At 64.4% G+C, this 16,613-nt stretch carries 12 protein-coding genes; 7 read left to right on the top strand and 5 right to left on the bottom strand.

The window, feature by feature from the left end:
- Positions 1-10 precede the first annotated feature (10 nt).
- The 3 genes from osmF to aceA form a co-directional block, all read right to left on the bottom strand.
- The gene (osmF, locus tag JAO75_RS17645; RefSeq protein ID WP_199050457.1) at positions 11-925 is read right to left on the bottom strand and encodes a glycine betaine ABC transporter substrate-binding protein OsmF; all 915 of its coding nucleotides are present in this window, start codon (positions 923-925) and stop codon (positions 11-13) included.
- A gap of 177 nt (positions 926-1,102) precedes the next feature.
- Positions 1,103-1,312 (bottom strand): DUF4170 domain-containing protein, encoded by a 210-nt coding sequence (locus JAO75_RS17640; protein WP_036347633.1) that lies wholly within the window; start codon positions 1,310-1,312, stop codon positions 1,103-1,105.
- A gap of 43 nt (positions 1,313-1,355) precedes the next feature.
- Positions 1,356-2,675: an isocitrate lyase gene (gene aceA / locus JAO75_RS17635; RefSeq protein ID WP_199050456.1), complete on the bottom strand. Its 1,320-nt coding sequence runs from the start codon at positions 2,673-2,675 to the stop codon at positions 1,356-1,358.
- Positions 2,676-2,863: 188 nt separating this feature from the next.
- Between aceA and JAO75_RS17630 the strand changes: the two genes are divergently transcribed.
- Positions 2,864-4,297 (top strand): helix-turn-helix domain-containing protein, encoded by a 1,434-nt coding sequence (locus JAO75_RS17630; RefSeq protein WP_199050455.1) that lies wholly within the window; start codon positions 2,864-2,866, stop codon positions 4,295-4,297.
- A gap of 163 nt (positions 4,298-4,460) precedes the next feature.
- A complete protein-coding gene (locus tag JAO75_RS17625) occupies positions 4,461-6,578 on the top strand; it encodes a calcium-binding protein (protein ID WP_199050454.1) in 2,118 nt (705 codons plus the stop codon).
- A 94-nt stretch (positions 6,579-6,672) separates the two neighbouring features.
- On the opposite strand, the gene JAO75_RS17620 is transcribed toward JAO75_RS17625, so the two are convergent.
- Both JAO75_RS17620 and JAO75_RS17615 read right to left on the bottom strand, forming a co-directional pair.
- On the bottom strand, positions 6,673-7,155 hold the full coding sequence (locus JAO75_RS17620) for a GNAT family N-acetyltransferase (protein WP_199050453.1): 483 nt from the start codon (positions 7,153-7,155) through the stop codon (positions 6,673-6,675).
- 39 nt (positions 7,156-7,194) lie between these two features.
- Positions 7,195-7,917, bottom strand: a complete 723-nt coding sequence (locus JAO75_RS17615; RefSeq protein ID WP_199050452.1) for a glutamine amidotransferase — start codon at positions 7,915-7,917, stop codon at positions 7,195-7,197.
- 476 nt (positions 7,918-8,393) lie between these two features.
- On the opposite strand from JAO75_RS17615, the gene JAO75_RS17610 reads away from it, so the two are divergent.
- The 5 genes from JAO75_RS17610 to JAO75_RS17590 all read left to right on the top strand — a co-directional run.
- The gene (locus JAO75_RS17610) at positions 8,394-8,768 is read left to right on the top strand and encodes a response regulator (protein WP_199050517.1); all 375 of its coding nucleotides are present in this window, start codon (positions 8,394-8,396) and stop codon (positions 8,766-8,768) included.
- Positions 8,769-8,943: 175 nt separating this feature from the next.
- Positions 8,944-12,588 (top strand): FecR domain-containing protein, encoded by a 3,645-nt coding sequence (locus JAO75_RS17605; RefSeq protein ID WP_199050451.1) that lies wholly within the window; start codon positions 8,944-8,946, stop codon positions 12,586-12,588.
- Positions 12,589-12,652: 64 nt separating this feature from the next.
- Complete coding sequence (locus JAO75_RS17600) at positions 12,653-14,566, top strand: adenylate/guanylate cyclase domain-containing protein (RefSeq protein ID WP_199050450.1); 1,914 nt, start codon at positions 12,653-12,655, stop codon at positions 14,564-14,566.
- A gap of 215 nt (positions 14,567-14,781) precedes the next feature.
- Positions 14,782-15,669, top strand: a complete 888-nt coding sequence (locus JAO75_RS17595; RefSeq protein WP_199050449.1) for a cation diffusion facilitator family transporter — start codon at positions 14,782-14,784, stop codon at positions 15,667-15,669.
- 217 nt (positions 15,670-15,886) lie between these two features.
- The coding region (locus tag JAO75_RS17590; protein ID WP_199050448.1) for an MCP four helix bundle domain-containing protein at positions 15,887-16,613 on the top strand (727 nt) is incomplete at its 3' end.

Here is a 16,613-nt window from a genome sequence, read left to right as displayed (position 1 = left end):
AGCCGTCGGATCACTTCAGGAAGCCCTTGGACTTCAGGTAATCCATGGCCACCGCCTTCGCCGGCTCGCCGCCGACCTGCACGCGGGCGTTCAGCTCCTGGAGGGTCTTCAGGTCCAGGGAGGCGAAAACGGGCTTCAGGACCTCCGCGATCTTTGGGTTCTCCTTCAGGGCCGACTCGCGCACGATGGGAGCGGGCGCGTAGACGGGCTGCACCTTCTTGTCGTCCTCCAGCACCACGAGGCCGGACGGTGCGATGCCACCGTCGGTGCCGTAGACCATGGCGGCGTTGGCCCCGTTGGTCTGCTCGGCCGCCGCCTTGATCGTGGCCGCCGTGTCGCCGCCGGAGAGCACGATGAGCTGCTCCGGCTTCATGCGGAAATCGTAGGTTTTCTGGAAGGCCGGCAGGGCCGCTTCCGAGTTCACGAACTCGGCGGAAGCCGCGAGCACCACCTTGCCGCCCTTGGCGATCCATTGGCCGAAATCCGACATAGTCTTCAGCTTGTTGGCGTCGGCCACTTCCTTGCGCACGGCGATCGCCCAGGTGTTGTTGGCCGGCGCCGGTTCGAGCCAGACGATCTTGTTGGCGTCGTAATCGAGCTTCTTGGCGGTCTCGTAGCCTTTGGCGGCGTCCTTCCATACGGGATCGTCGGCCTTGTTGAAGAAGAAGCCCGCATTGCCGGTATATTCGGGGTAGATGTCGATCTCGCCCGCGGTGAGGGCCTTGCGCACCACCGGGGTGGCGCCGAGCTGGATCCGGTCCTGGGTCTTGATGCCGTTGGCATCGAGGGCGAGCAGGATGATGTTGCCGAGGACGGAGCCTTCCGTGTCGATCTTGGACGAGACGACCACATCGGCCTTTGCGGTGCCTGCCGCCGCTAGCCCGAGGGCAATGGCGAACAGAGCCGGCTTGAGGACGGATTTCATGGGAACCCCCTTACTCGAATCTTGCCCAGCTGTTTTTAGGACAGTCTGGCGATTTAGGCAGAGGGGGTCTCAAGAAGACTTTGGCCGGAGGATAAAAACTTCGTGTTGTGACGAAAGATCCCGCCGAAGGAACCTCGTCCTCCGGCGGGGCGACCTTCAGCGCCTCAAATGGCCTCTTCAGGCGCTCAGGGTCGACGGAGGCTCCTGGGCGATGGTGAAGCGGACCTGAGCCTGCGGCCGGTGATCCTCGGAGAGCGTGCGCCAGGTGCGCTCGGCCTCATGGCGGCTCTCGAAAGGTCCGATGACCCGCTCGGTGCCCTGGACGATTTTTTCGCAGTCGCAGGAGGTGTACTCGCCGCCGACCACCCAGAAACGTGAATTGCTCATTGTCGATCTCCATTGCTGAAAAGGGTTCGAGGTTCGTCGAGGGTTATTCGGCCGCCTGAAGCTTGGTTGGGGCCTGGAACTGGGCGGTCTCGGTCGACTCGGCCATGGCGGTCGTGGAGGACTTGCCGCCAGTGATCACCACCGAGACCTTGTCGAAGTAGCCGGTGCCGACCTCGCGCTGGTGACGGGTGGCGGTGTAGCCGCTCGCCTCCGCGTCGAACTCGGCCGCCTGGAGCTCGGAATAGGCCCCCATGCCGCGGTCGCGGTAGCCGCTCGCCAGGTCGAACATGCCGTAGTTGAGCTGGTGGAAGCCGGCGAGCGTCACGAACTGGAACTTGTAGCCCATGGCGCCGAGCTCACGCTGGAACTTGGCGATGGTGGCGTCGTCCAGCTTCTTCTTCCAGTTGAAGGACGGCGAGCAGTTATAGGCCAAGAGCTTGCCCGGGTAGCGCTTGTGGATCGCTTCCGCGAACGTGCGGGCATCGTCGAGATCCGGGTGCGAGGTCTCCCACCACAGGAGATCGGCGAATTCCGCGTAGGCCAAACCACGGGCGATGCAGTGATCGAGGCCCGTGCCGTCCTTCAGGCGATAGAAGCCTTCCGGCGTGCGGCTGTCGGGCTCGATGAACGGGCGGTCGCGCTCGTCCACGTCGGAGGTGATGAGCTTGGCGGATTCCGCGTCCGTGCGGGCCATGATCAGGGTCGAGGTGCCCATCACGTCGGCGGCGAGCCGCGCGGCGATCAGGTTGCGCTCGTGGGCCGAGGTCGGGATCAGCACCTTGCCGCCGAGATGGCCGCACTTCTTCTCCGAGGCGAGCTGGTCCTCGAAATGGACGCCCGCGGCGCCGGCCTCGATATAGGCCTTCATGATCTCGAAGGTGTTGAGCGGGCCGCCGAAGCCGGCCTCCGCATCGGCCACGATGGGCAGGAACCAGTCCCGCTGCGCGCCGCCCTCCGCATGCTCGATCTGGTCGGCCCGCTGCAGGGTGCGGTTGATGCGCCGGCACAGCTCGGGGCCGGAATTGGCCGGATAGAGCGACTGGTCGGGATACATGGCGCCGGCCACGTTCGAATCCGCCGCCACTTGCCAGCCGGAGAGATAGATCGCCTCGAGCCCGGCGCGGGCCATCTGCATGGCCTGATTGCCGGTCATGGCGCCGAGCGAGTGAACGTAGGGGCGCTCGTGCAGGAGCTGCCACAGCTTCTGGGCGCCGCGCTCGGCAAGGGTATGCTCGATCTGCACCGAACCCCGCAGACGCTGAACGTCCTCGGCCGAATAGGGGCGGCGGATGCCATCGAAGCGGCCCTTCGGGGCGGAGGGGATCAGGCCGTTGGTCGAAGCCGGGGACGTCTGGGAGGTCATCTGCAATCCTTCAGTTTACATTCCTTGACAAAACCCGCCTGCAGGCCAGTATTGATGCAATGCAGCAGGGCTCGTTCCTCTAATAATCCTTGAAGAAGCTTTTGTTTCAACGATGGATTTGCGAAGAAAAGTCGCCCTGTAAAGTGATGACAACCCACCTCGTGTAAAGTTGTAAAAAGATTTACAATATGGATGAGAGCAGAAAGCTTTTCGTCGGCCCCCGCCTGAAACGTCTGCGGCGGGACCTCAACCTGAGCCAGTCCCGCATGGCCGAGGAGCTCGGGCTCTCGGCCAGCTACCTGAACCTGATGGAGCGCAACCAGCGCCCGATCACCGCACAGGTGCTCATCCGCCTCGCCCATGCCTACCAGCTCGACCCGCGGGAATTCGCCAACGACGATCACGGCCGCACCGTCTCGGAGCTGGAGGAAGTCTTCGCCGACCCGCTGTTCCGCTCGACCCCGGTGGCGCGGCTCGAGCTGCGCGAGACCGTGGAGAGCGCCCCCTCCCTGGTCGACGCCATCAACCGCCTCTACCGGGCGTATCAGGCCATGCGCGGAGCCCGGGAGGCGGTGACGCCCAACCTCAACGACCGCGACCGCGCCGAGGACGCCCCGCAGGTCAACCCGGTCGACCGGGTGCGGGAGCTGATCCACGAGGCGAAGAACCACTTTCCGGAACTCGACGAGGCCGCCGAGGCCCTGGCATCGGACCTCGCATCGAGCGGGCACGACCTGTTCTTCGCCATCAGCGAGCGCCTGCACGCCAGGCACGGCATCCGGGTGCGGGTGATGCCCATCGACGTGATGCCCGATGCTCTGCGCCGCTACGATCACCACCGGCGCCAGCTCCTGATCTCCGAGCTGGTAGATCCTTCCGGAAGGACCTTCCAGGCCGCCTACCAGCTGGCCTTCGCCGAGATGCGCGAGACCATCGATGCGCTGGCTGCCCGCCTGGAGCCGGCCGATGGCCCGGCCCGGCGCCTGCTGCGGGTTTCGTTCGGCAACTATTTCGCCGGTGCCCTGATGATGCCCTACGGCCGCTTCCACGGGGCAGCAGAGGCGCTGGGCTATGACGTGGAGGTGCTGGGCGCCCGCTTCGGCGCCAGCTTCGAGCAAGTGGCGCACCGGCTCACGACGCTCGCCCGCCCCGGCGCGCGGGGCATCCCGTTCTTCCTGGTGCGGGTGGATTCGGCAGGCAACGTGTCGAAGCGCTTCTCGTCAGGGCGCTTCCCGTTTTCGCAGTTCGGCGGCACCTGCCCGCTCTGGAACCTGCACTCCACCTTCCGCACCCCGGGCCAGGTGGCCACCCAGATCGTTGAGCTGCCGGATGGCTCGCGCTGGTTCTCCATGGCCCGCACGGTCAAGCGCGCCTTCAACCCCTGGGGAGCCCCCGACCCGCAATTCGTGGTCGGCCTCGGCTGCGAGCTGAAATACGCCCACCGCCTCGTCTATGCGCGCGGCCTCGACCTGCCCTCCGCCGAGGCCACGCCCATCGGAATCAACTGCCGCCTGTGCGAGCGCGCCGCCTGCCCCCAGCGCGCCGCGCCGCCCCTGATGCATGCGCTGATCGTGGACGAGATGAAGCGCGGCGTGTCGCCGTTCGAGTTCGACGCGACGTAAGAGAGCGCGTGCACCAGGGTGCGTTTCCGCACATTGATCGCACGCGACTTGAGCCTTGACTTTACTCGACGTGCTTTAAGATTGCCGTAACGGCACCACCCCGATAAAGCCCATGTGAATTCAAACAAAAGGCGCCGATTCGACGGCGCCTCGGGGGTAAATCATGGTCGCGCCTGTTCTGTGGGGCTCAGAATTCCTGGTCAATGATGTGACCTTGGGCCAACAGGAATTATCGGCCAGTGCCGTTCTCAAGGACGGCAGTATCGTTGTCACCTATATCGATTGGAGCCAGGTCGGATCGAGTTCCCTCGATATCCGCGCACGCATCTTCAATCCGGACGGCACTGAAAAGGTTGCCGAGTTCATCGTCAACACGACCATGGCCGGAAGCCAGTACAACCCGGATGTAGTTGCCCTCAGCGACGGGCGTTTCGTGATCGCTTGGACGGATGCGAGCACGTCGGGTGGTATCATCCGAGCCCGGACCTACGATGCTTCCGGAAAAGCCGCCGACAGCGATTTTGAGATCAGCGGGCCGGCAGCGTCCGATCTTGATTACGTCTCGCTCGCAGTCTTGGACAACGGCGGATTCACGGCAAGTTATGCTTATCGCAACGATCCCGCTTATGAAATCTGGACCCGCAGCTACACGCAAGGAGGCAACGGCGAATGGCAGGCTGGCATCGAAAGGCCTGTCGATAGCAAGTCCGGCTTCATGCAGCGGGATCCATCCATTGAAACCCTGACGGCGCAAAACGACATTCTCGTCTTTTCGGAGAACGACGACAGCGGAGATCAGGTTATCAGGGCTCGCATCGTTTCGCGCGCTGATGGAGGCGTGCGGAAGGAGATCACGATTGAGGACGCAGGATCCTACCTTGGAAATCCCGAGGTGGCGGTGTTGTCTGACGGGCGCTTCGTGATCACATGGAGAGCCGAGTTTCTAAGCCCGGACACTACAACCTATCTGGACCGTCTCGACGGGCAAATCTTTGATCAGAATGGCAATTCAATCGGCGCAGCCTTCACATTGGCTGCGAGTATTGACGGAGCGACCAGTTCCGTCGTCGCCCTTCAAGATGGCGGGTTTGCCGTAGCCTTCGGTCAGTCGTCTTCCAGTGCCGATGACCGGTCGGACATTCATCTGTCTACGTTCGACCGGAACGGAACCCATCAGGGCAGCATCCGGGTCAATACCGGCACGGCGGAGTGGCAAGGGGATCCGTCACTTGCACTCCTGACAGATGGCCGCCTGATCGTCACCTGGACCGATGCATATCCCCTCTCGGACGCCACCAACGAATCCAATGTGTGCGCACGGGTCATCGACCCCAGATCGGCCGTCAGCTGGGCCGGCACGTCCGGAGCGGACGAGTTTGTCGGAACCCTTTATGCCGATGTGCTGTACGGAGCGGGCGGCAACGACCGCCTTCGGGGCGAAGCCGGGAGCGATACGCTGGACGGCGGTACGGGCGCAGACACGCTGGACGGCGGTGAAGGCTTTGACTTCGTGTCCTTCGCCAGTTCGGCCACAGGGGTGACAGCCGGCCTCGCGGGAGCGACCGGCGATGGCGCAGGTGATACCTGGGTCTCTATCGAAGGCATCATCGGCTCGGTACATGCCGATACTTTTCTCGGCAACGGCGCGGCGCACTTCCAGGGCGACTTAGGCAGTGACGCCTATTACGTGCGCGCAGGCGACACAGTGACAGAACATGCGGGACAAGGGCGCGACGCCCTATACGCGACAGGCTCCTATGCCCTTGCTCTCACGTCTGAAGTGGAAGTCCTGTCTCTCGCTTCAGCATCCAGCACCATCGGATACAGCTTAAGCGGCTCCGACACCGCCAATGTCATTACAGGGAACCGCGGGGCGAATATCCTGAAAGGCCACGGCGGCAATGACAGTCTCTACGGCAAGGCGGGTAACGACCGGCTGTATAGCGGCACGGGCAAGGACGTGTTCGTGTTCGACACGGCCCTGCACAAGACGCGCAATGTTGACAGGATCTATGACTTCAAGTCGGCAGATGACGGCTTCCACCTCGATAACAAATACTTCACCAATCTGGGGAAGGGCACATCCAAAGGGGTAAAGTTCAAGAAGGATATGTTCGTGGAGGGCAAGAAAGCCCAGGATGCGGAGGACCGGATCGTCTACGACAAGAAGACGGGTAGCCTCTATTACGACCAGGACGGCACCGGCTCCAAGACGCAGGTGAAGATCGCGATCCTCACCAACAAGACGAAGCTCTACTGGCACGACTTCTTCGTGATCTAAGGCCTCGAACGTCTGCCCGGTCCAGCGCCGCGCCGCCGCTGATGAAACGCGGCGTTCCGCCCTTAGCTCGATGCCGGGTTAAAACCGAGATTCCTCAGGCTGGGCGGGTGTGACGATAGAAGGCATTGGGGATCGCATCGACATCCCTGATCCCCGTGAAGGTCATGCCGACCTTTTCGAGCACGCGGCGGGAGGCTGCATGCTCGGCCACCGCGAACCCGATCACGTGATCGAGGGGCTTCGTTCTGTAGATCCAGTCGAGCAGCGCAGAGGCGGCCTCGGTCGCATAGCCGTGGCCCCAGAAGGCGCGCATGAAGCTGTAGCCGAGCTCGACCTCGCCGGTTGCTGGAAACCATCCGAATCCTGCACGGCCGAGGAATGCTCCCTGCTGGTCGGTGACCTTGAACTTGGTCCAGCCATGGGCGGCATAATCGTCCCGGAAGCCCTCGAACTTCGCCCGAAGAAACGCCTCGTCCCAGGGCGGTTCGCCCTTCTGCAGGAAATACTGCACCTCGGGATCGCCGTGCAGCGATGCGAACAGCGGAAAGTCCTCGGCGCCCCAAGGGTGAAAACACAAGCGTTCGCTGACCAGGACGGGAGACCTCATCGGTGGCTACTAGCGTTTCTCGTCAAGCCAGTGATCCAGGAACCGGTCGAGCCAGCGCGAGACATGCGGGTCGTGCTGATAACGGCCCTCGAGCTGGCGGATGCGATCCTGGGCGCCCGGCATGCACAGGCGCTCTTCGGCCACCACCGTCCAGCGGCAGAGCATGGCATGCGTGACCTCCGGGTGGAACTGGAGCCCGAAGGCCTTCTCGCCCACCCGGATGGCCTGCGTGGGGAAGTCGTCCCCGGTGGCGAGGGTCTCGGCCCCGGAGGGACAGTCGAACCCCTCCCGGTGCCAGTGATAGACATGGCTCGGCCAGGGCACGCCCCAATCCCGGCTCAGGGCCTCGCCGGCCTGGGTCGGTAGGAGCGGATAATAGCCGATCTCGGCCCGGCCCTCGGGATGAGCCCAGACGCCGGCGCCCAGGTGCTTGGCCATCATCTGCGCGCCGAGGCAGAGGCCGAGATAGGGCTTGTTCTCCTTGAGCGGCACGGCGATCCAGTCGATCTCCTGCCTGATGAAGTCATCCGGATCGTTGGCGCTCATAGGCCCGCCGAAGATGACGGAGCCGGCATGCTCCGCGAGCGTCTCGGGCAGCGGATCGCCGAAGCGGGGGCGGCGGATGTCGAGAGGATAGCCGCGCTCCGCGAGCAGGCGTCCGACCCGGCCGGGGGTCGAATGCTCCTGGTGCAGGACGATGAGGATCGGTGCCTTGGATCGCCGCTTAGGCATGGTTGCAGTTCCAGGCGGCGGAAGGATGGGCGGAGAGACGCGAGACCATCGGCCGATTATTCAGGACAAGCGGTGCCATCCGCAAGGGGGCAGACGCCCCTTCCCTCCCGGGCGGCGGCGAAGCCGGTTCAGAATACACTCTGCCACGCCCCGGTCGGCGTAGCGTCAGAATGAACCAGAGTGGCACGAGGAGCCGAAAGGCCCCGGAAAGCCCGGTTCTGCGTGCCACGTCAGCTCTTCGCCTTAAGGGGTACGAGATCTAGGAAATGCACCTGTCGAGCCCTAAGATCCTGTTCTATAATGATATCATGGATCATGGCAGTTCCAGGCCCTTTTGCACGGAGACGCAAAAGTGATAGAAGCGTCTGAGTCTCAAGGCTTGAAGTCCGAAATATCCAGGGCATGTGTCCCGTGCTCTGGGAAACGATCTCCCAGCGCCTTGCCTGAAAGAAAGCAAAACCGTGACCGATAGCGTAATGAGCGACGGCGATCTCAATGGCCTGCGTATCCTTGTCGTCGAGGACGAGGCTGCGATTTCCCTGCTGCTGGAAGACATGCTTCTCGACTTCGGCTGCGAGGTGATCGGTCCGGCGGCCCGGCTGGCTGCGGCCCTCGAAGCCGTGTCGCGCGAGCAGGTCGATCTGGCGATCCTGGACGTGAACGTGGCTGGAGAGCCGATCTACCCCGTGGCGGAGGCCCTGGCGCAGCGCTCGATCCCCTTCGTGTTCTCCACGGGCTATGGCAGCGCGGGGATCCGCGACACCTTCCGCGACCGCCCGGTCCTGCAGAAGCCTTTCGCCCAGCACGACCTGAAGCAGAAGCTTCTCATGGCCCGCGGCAAGACGGCCTGACGGAGCCGCCTCCGCCGCGGACGGAATGGCGCCATCTGTGGCCTATATGCCGCAATGATTTACCCTGTGCTTCAAAACACACCGTGCAGGATGTGAATCGGCTTTGATCCCGGGCTCTTGCTGCTAAGCTCTGGCAACGTTAGAGCAGGTAGCTTCCGATCAAGCTGGTTCCTTAATGTCTATACGATCTTTCCGCCTTCTGACCGCCACGAGCGCCCTCGCGCTGAGCCTCGTCCATGCGCAGGCTCAGGCTCCCGTGCCGCGTCCGGTTCCGGCAGCGGGCGCCATCGTGGCCGCCAAGGGCGGCGAGGAACTGCGCTTCGTGCGCGAGGATCTCTGGCGCTCGGCCCCGGTCCAGCAGAGCGTGGTCGGCGGCGACACCCTGCGCACCAACGAGATCGGCAATCTCGCGATCCTGTTTTCCGACCAAACGCAGATCCGCGTCGGGCGCAACTCGACCCTGACGATCAACGACGTGGCCGCCAGCCCGGCGGGGGACACCCAGCTCAGCCTGCAGAGCGGCACCATCTGGGCCCGTGCAGCCCGTGGCGGCTCGGGCGTGGACGTCAAGACGCCCGCGGCTGTTGCAGCCATCCGCGGCACCGACTGGTCGCTCTCGGTCGAGGGAGGCCGCACCTCCCTCATCGTGCTCGAAGGCGTGGTCCAGCTCACCAATGCCCAAGGCTCCGTCACGGTCCGCCAGGGCGAGGGCGCCGTCGCGTCCATCGGCCAGGCGCCGACGAAGTTCGTGATCACCAACTCCAACGACCGCGAGCAGATGCTCTTCTACCTGAGCCTGCGCGAGACCTTCTCGTCCCTCTCGACCACCCCCCTGACGGGGCCGACCCTGAGAGCGGAGCGGGCCCGGATCAAGGCCATGCCGCCGGAGGCGCGCAGCGTCGACGACTGGCTGACGCTGGCCGAGATCGCCCCCTCCTATGACGGCAGGGCCGTTGCCGCGCAGGCGCTGGCGGAGGCCCGCAACCGTCCTATGAGCGCCTCCCAGCGCGCCCGCGCCGACATGGTGGAAGCAGCCCTCCTCGGATCGCAGCATCGCTGGTCCGAGGCCGCGGCCCTGTTCGCAAGGGCCGAGCGGAATCTCGACCCCAAGCGGCGCGTGCTGGCCTCCTACGGGCGCTACATCACCCAGTCATTGGCCGATCCGAACCGGGTCTATGCGGAGCCCAAGGCTCCTGGCAACGATCCGTTTGCCGCCCTGGCCCATGCCTATGTGGTCGCCTTCAAGCAGGACCTGAATGCCGCGGCCGAAGTCCTGAGAGCGGCGGAGAAGCGCTTCCCGAACGATGCACGGATCGCCATGACGGCCGCCACGGTTGCCTACGCCCTGAACCGACGCGAGGAGATGCGCGCCTCCATCGCCAGAGCCAAGGCCCTCGACCCGGACGATCCCGAGGTCATCGCCGCCGACAGCAACATCCGCGGCGACATCGACGGCGAGGTCAACGCGGCGATCGAGGCCCTGCGCCGGGCCGTGGAGATCGCGCCCGGCAACTCCGGCCTCTGGAACACGCTCGGCCTCTTCGAATCGGACCGGGACCGCCCGCTTGCCGCCGAAGAGGCCATGCGCCGGGCCATCGCGGAAGATCCGTGGAGCCCGGTTGCCTACGCCAACCTGGCCATCTTCCTGCTGGATCAATACCGCGTCGAGGAAGCCGGCGTGATGATCGACAAGGCGCTGGCCCTCGATCCCGGCTTCCACGTGGCCTACCTCGCACGGGGCCGCTACCTGATGCAGAAAGGCGATCCGGTCAAAGGCCTCGAGGCCATTCTCGCGGGCTCTGCCGCCAATCCCGGCCTGTCCCAGGGCCTGCTCCTGGCAGCCGCCGCCTATTACCAGAACGGCGACGACGATCTGGCGATCCAGGCCCTCGACAATGCGGACCGGCTCGATCCGAACGACCCCGCCGTCTCGAGCGTGCGCACGGGTATTGCCATCGATCAGTACCAGGCGGATCAGGCCGTTCTCGCCGCGCGCGAGACCCTGCGCCGCTACCGCCAGCGCGGCGGCGATTTCGCCGGCATTGCCATCAACAAGGATGGCGGCTCCTTTCCGGCCCAGGCCTATCGCTTCCTGAACCTGAACGAGTGGTCGCGCTTCTACGGCGACCGGGTGTTCGATCCCTTCGACGCCTCGAGCTATTTCGACCAATCGGCCGTCGAGCGGCCCGGCATCGTCACAGGCCGGCCGGATGTTTCGAACATCGAGAGCGGCGTCGGCGTGGACCTCTCGGCGCTCAACCTCACGATCCAGGGCCTCTTCTTCGACCCGCTCGCCGTCTCCGGCCGCATCGGGCGGCCCGACTTCTACCGCCGCCCCTTCCTCGACGCGGAAGTGGGCGGCTCGCTCCTGCACCACAACGGCCGCATCGGCTGGGGCGCCGACGCCACGGTCCAGGGCTTCTCGAACGAGCCGGTTCCGACGTCGTTCAACTTCACGGCAAGCCGCACCAAGACGAACGGACGCGACCTCATCGACAGGGAGAACGCCGATAGCGGCTCCTTCTTCATCGGCATGGCGCCCACGGCGGCCGACCGTTTTCTCGTGTTCGGGGCCGGAGCGAACAACGATCCCGCCATTGCGCAGGTCCTCACACAGAACAGCCTGACCGATTCGACCCAGAACAACACGGCGGTGCTGGGCGGCGCCGGATGGAGCCACAGCTTCGGTGACAGGAACGTGCTGACGGGTGCCGTCTTCGGGATCAACTCGATCGATCGGCTTCAGCAGGCCGGAGTGGAAACTAGCCCGCTCAACCCGTTCGCCGCCGTGGTCGGAAATACCTGGACCCGCACGCGCGTGGAAGGCGGTTCGGCCGCCCTGTCTCACATGATCGGCTTTGGCGATGTGACCCTTCACTACGGGCTCGAGGCGCAACGGGGACGGACCGTCTCTCGTACGACCGGTCGTGGGTGCATCTTCAATCTCGACACGCGGCTCTGCGAGGAATTCTTCGACACGAACGAGCGCACCGCTTCAAGCTTTACCGCAACCCGTCTCTATGCGGATGCCATCTGGCGGCCGCTCGACTGGTTCGAGGCCCAGGCCGGGATCGAACGCAGCACCATCGAGATCGCGGATGAAGATAACGACGCGATCTCGCCGCGGGTCGGGCTTGGCATTGCTCCCTTCGAAGGTCATTGGCTCCGGGCCGCCTACCGTCAGGACACGAGGCAGCCGATCCCCTTCACCCTGGCCCCTGTCACCACGGTGGGCATCGTTCCCAACGACATTCCCACCGGGTTCGGAGGGGAGACCAAAACCCTGGCCCTGCGCTGGGACGCGGAATGGTCGCCGTACGTCTTCACGTCCGTGGAGTATCAGCGCCAGGACGCGGAGAACCTGAACCTTCCGGTGGCCTACTCCGTCACCGACATCGGCATCGACAAGGCCCGCATCGAGCGGCTCGCCGCGACGGCCAACCTCTGGCTGACCCATGGCATCGGCGTGTTCGGCACCATCGGGACGATCTCGTCGGAGGTGCGCTCGGAAGAGGCGCGCGGCGCTGAGGTGCCGTTCGTCGCCGGCCGGTTCGCCCGCGCGGGCGTCACCTTCGTGCATCCGAGCCGCCTCAAGTTCACCCTCGCCGGCACCTTCGTGGGAGACATCACGGGCAACCTGCAGGGGCGCGACATCGACGATTACTGGACGGCCGATGCAGCGCTGACCTGGGAAACCCCGGATCGCCGCTTCCTGTTCGGCCTGAGCGTGCTCAACATGCTCGACGAGGATTACGAACTGGCTCCCGACATCCGCGGGCCGGGGCGCACCTTCGAGGCGAGCGTGAAAGCCAGGTTCTGAGGTGAAGACGCCGGAGACAGCACGGGATCATGGCGCCGGAGAACCCCTCTGGCGCCATTTCACCATGGCGGGCATCGTTGCGGCGCTGCTGATCCCGTTTCTGTTCTTCCAGCCCATGCGCCTCATCGAGGCGCGGCTCTACGATCTGCTCTCGGTGATCGCGCCGCCGGCTCCGGCACAGCCGGGAGCCGTCCTGGTGGCCATCGATGAGCCGTCCATCGGCGAGATCGGCCAGCGCTGGCCATGGTCGCGGGAGACCCATGCCAGGCTCGTCGAGAGCCTGCGCGCGGCCGGCGCGAAGGTCATCGCCTTCGACATCGTCTTCGCCGATCCTTCCAACGAGGCGGCGGATACGGCGCTTGCCGGGGCTCTCGGCCCGGACGTGGTGCTGGCGGCTGACGACGTCACCACGATGTTGAACCAGGGTGTTCAGGTCACCCGGGTCAACCCGCTCGATCCTTTCCTCGATGCGGGCGCGGCGGCCGGCGTGGCCTCGGTTCACCTCGATGGGGACGCCTATCTGCGCCGCATGCCGGAGACGCGGGACAGCTTCGCCGGCGAGGCCCTGCGCCTGGCTGGGGAGCCCAGGCCCGCCGCCCCCGAAGGAGCGCTGATCCAGTATCTCGGACCGGCCTACACCTATCCTCGCGTGTCCTATTACCAAGCGCTGGACCCGGCCAATTTCCTGCCGCCGGGCTACTTCAAGGACCAAATCGTTCTGGTGGGACTGAGCCTGAAGCAAGCGACCTCCGCCGATATCGGCACGCCGGATGCCTTCCCCACCCCCTATACCCTGACCGAGGGCACCCTCACGCCGGGCGTCGAGGTGCAGGCCAACATCCTCGACAATCTTCGGCACGGTCTCTACGTGCTGCCGGTGTCCCGCCCCCTGATGGTGTGCTTGGTCATCGCCGGAGCCTTCCTGGCCGCCGCGTTCTCCACGAGAGGCATGACGTGGCGCACGGGCCTGTCCGCCGTTCTTGTGCTGGCGTCCTTCATCGTCGGAGCCTGGGCTCTCCTGCGCTTCGGACGGGTCTGGGCGCCGCCCGCCCTGCCGGCCGCCGCGGCGCTGGCGGTGTTCGGCACCCGGTTCGGTCTCGACTATGCCCGCGAGCGGCACTTGCGGCGCACGGTGTCGGAGGCCTTCTCGCGCTACCTGTCGCCGGATCTCGTGGCGCAGCTCGCGCGCGATCCCAGCTCGCTGAAGCTGGGAGGCGAGCGGCGCAACCTCTCCATCCTGTTCTGCGACGTGCGCGGCTTCACCACCCTGTCGGAGAAGCTGAAGGACGAGCCGGAGCGGCTGACCACGCTCATCAACCGCCTGCTCGATCCGCTCTCGGAGGCGGTGCTCGCGGAAGGCGGCACCATCGACAAATATATCGGCGACTGCGTGATGGCGTTCTGGAACGCGCCCCTAGCCAGCCCCGATCACCCCCTGCGGGCCGCTCGCGCCGCCCTGCGCATGCTGGAGGCGGTGAAGACCCTCAATGCGGAGCTGCGGCAGGAGCAGGGCGAGGATGCGCCCGTCTTCGCCATCGGCGTCGGCATCAACACCGGCGATTGCGTGGTCGGCAATGTGGGCTCGCGCTGGCGCTACGATTATTCCGTTCTCGGCGACACGGTGAACCTCGCCTCGCGCCTGGAAAGCCTGTCGAAGGAATACGGCGTCTCCATCGTGCTCGGCCCCGCCACGGCAAAGGCCCTGCAGGAGCATTTCGTGCTCATCGAACTCGACCGCATCGCCGTCAAGGGCCGCAGCGAGAAATCCGCGATCTTCACCATCGTGGCGCCGGCCGAGCAGCGCGGGGACCCGGCGCTTGCTGAGTTGACGGAACTGCATCCCGCGCTTCTCGACACCATCGGTGCGGGCAAGCGCGTGGAAGCCCTGGCCCTCGTTCAGCACTGCCAGACGCTCGCTCCGTCCTTGTCGAACTACTACAAGAAACTGATGGGGAAGGCGGCGGCGATCCCTGAGTGATGTCTCTCGGAAACCTGTATCGCGCTATGGCCCGTCTCTGAAAAAGTTGCTTCCGCTCGATCCTTGAGCAGGATTGACATTCTCTGGACTGCTTTGCCGCGCATCATGATTTTGCAAACCAATTGCAAGTAAAAACAAAGTCTTGCACTGAGCCAGACTGGCTCTATAAGGTCGCGTCGTTTCCCGCAGATTGAGCTTTTTCCAAGTGTCGCGCCATGGACAAGATTCAAAAACTTGCCATCGGCAGCATATTCGTCGGAACCGTTGTTTTCGTCCTGAAATATGCCGCCTATTACATCACGGGCAGCATTGCGCTTTATTCCGACGCCCTTGAGAGCATCATCAACGTGGTGACGGCGGTGGCGGCCTTCATGGCCGTCCGCCTGAGCGCCGCGCCACCCGATGCCAACCACCCCTACGGCCACCACAAGGTGGAGTACTTCTCGGCGGTGCTCGAAGGCGTGCTGATCATCGTCGCGGCCCTTGCGATCCTGCGAGAGGCCTATTTCGGGCTCCTGTCGCCAAGGGTGATCGATGCTCCGATGCACGGCCTCGCGATCAACGCGGTCGCCGGCATCGTCAACGCGGTCTGGTCTTGGGCTCTGATCCGTCACGGACGGCGCCTGCGCTCCCCCGCGCTGGTGGCCGACGGGCGCCATCTTCTCACCGATGTGGTGACATCGGCGGTGGTCATCGTCGGCCTTCTGCTGGTGCCGCTCACCGGATGGACTTGGCTCGACTCCGCCCTCGCGGCCATGGTGGCCGTCAACATTCTCTGGTCCGGCTGGGGATTGATCAAGGAAAGCATCGGCGGCCTCATGGACGAGGCCCTGCCCGAGGCGACGCTCGTGCGGGTGCGCGAGATCATCTCCGCCAATGCGGATGGCGCGCTGGAGGCCCATGACCTGCGCACGCGCCATGCGGGCCGGATGACCTTCATCGATTTCCACCTCGTCGTGCCCGGCGCCATGAGCGTCACCGAGGCGCACGACATCTGCGACAGGTTGGAGCGGGCGCTGAAGGCCGATGTGGAGGATGCGCTGATCACGATTCATGTGGAGCCCGACAACAAGGCCAAGCATGCCGGCATCGTGGTGCTTTAGGTAAAACTCTTGCCCGGAAAAAGTTTCTTAATGAAATTTAACGTGTTGCTTTCAGGTGCTTTGAGACTTCCAAAGTCTTAAGGAAAACTTACTTTCTCAATACGTACTTGCCGTAATAGATCATGTCGATCTTACGGGATAAAAACAGGTAGCCTGGATCAGCGCGTCGTGGGGGCGCGCGCCTCCCGCGGCGATGCGGGCGGGCCACCGAAATGCAATGCGTGCCTTGAACAACCTCAAAATCATTACAAAGCTGGCCATTCCAGTGATCGTGATGGTCGCCGTCACCATTGGCCTCATCATTTTTGCCAAGACGGGTCTGGACACTCTCGCCGAGGAAACCCAGCAGATCGTCGATGTGCACGCGGCCCGGCGCAGCATGGCGCTGGATATCAAGGCCCACGTCAACGAGGCGGCGGTCCAGGAAAAGAACCTGATCATCGAGACGCGCTTCCAGGAGATGGCGGTTTACGAGCAGGCCTTCCGGGAAGCCAAAGAGGAAGCCCTGAAGGATCTGGATGCCCTGATCGCGCTGTCCGATACGCCGGAGCGCCGCGCGACCAACGAGCAATTGAAGAAGATCGTCGAGGACTACTTCGCCGTCATGGGCCGGACCATCGCCCATGCCCAGCTCAACGAGAGCGACGAAGCGTTCAAGCTCTCGAGCGGCGAAGGCCGCGCCCTGCGCCAGAAGGCCTCACAGGCTCTCGACGAGCGGTCCGAGGCCAATGCCGCGACCCTGGAGCAGGAAAAGCGCGATGCGGCTGAGCTGGCCTCATTCACCTCTACCAAATTGATCGCCGCGTCCGGTGTGGGCCTGACCCTGGCCATCGGATTGCTCGCCGCAATCGTTGTCTATGGCGTGACGCGCCCTCTGAACGGGATGACGGGAGCGATGGGTCGTCTGGCTGCGGGCGATCTGGACGTGAGCGTCACCGGCACCG

It is taken from the genome of Microvirga splendida, from assembly GCF_016427565.1.
GTDB classification, from domain to species: domain Bacteria; phylum Pseudomonadota; class Alphaproteobacteria; order Rhizobiales; family Beijerinckiaceae; genus Microvirga; species Microvirga splendida.
This window is presented reverse-complemented; position numbering and strand designations above follow the sequence as displayed.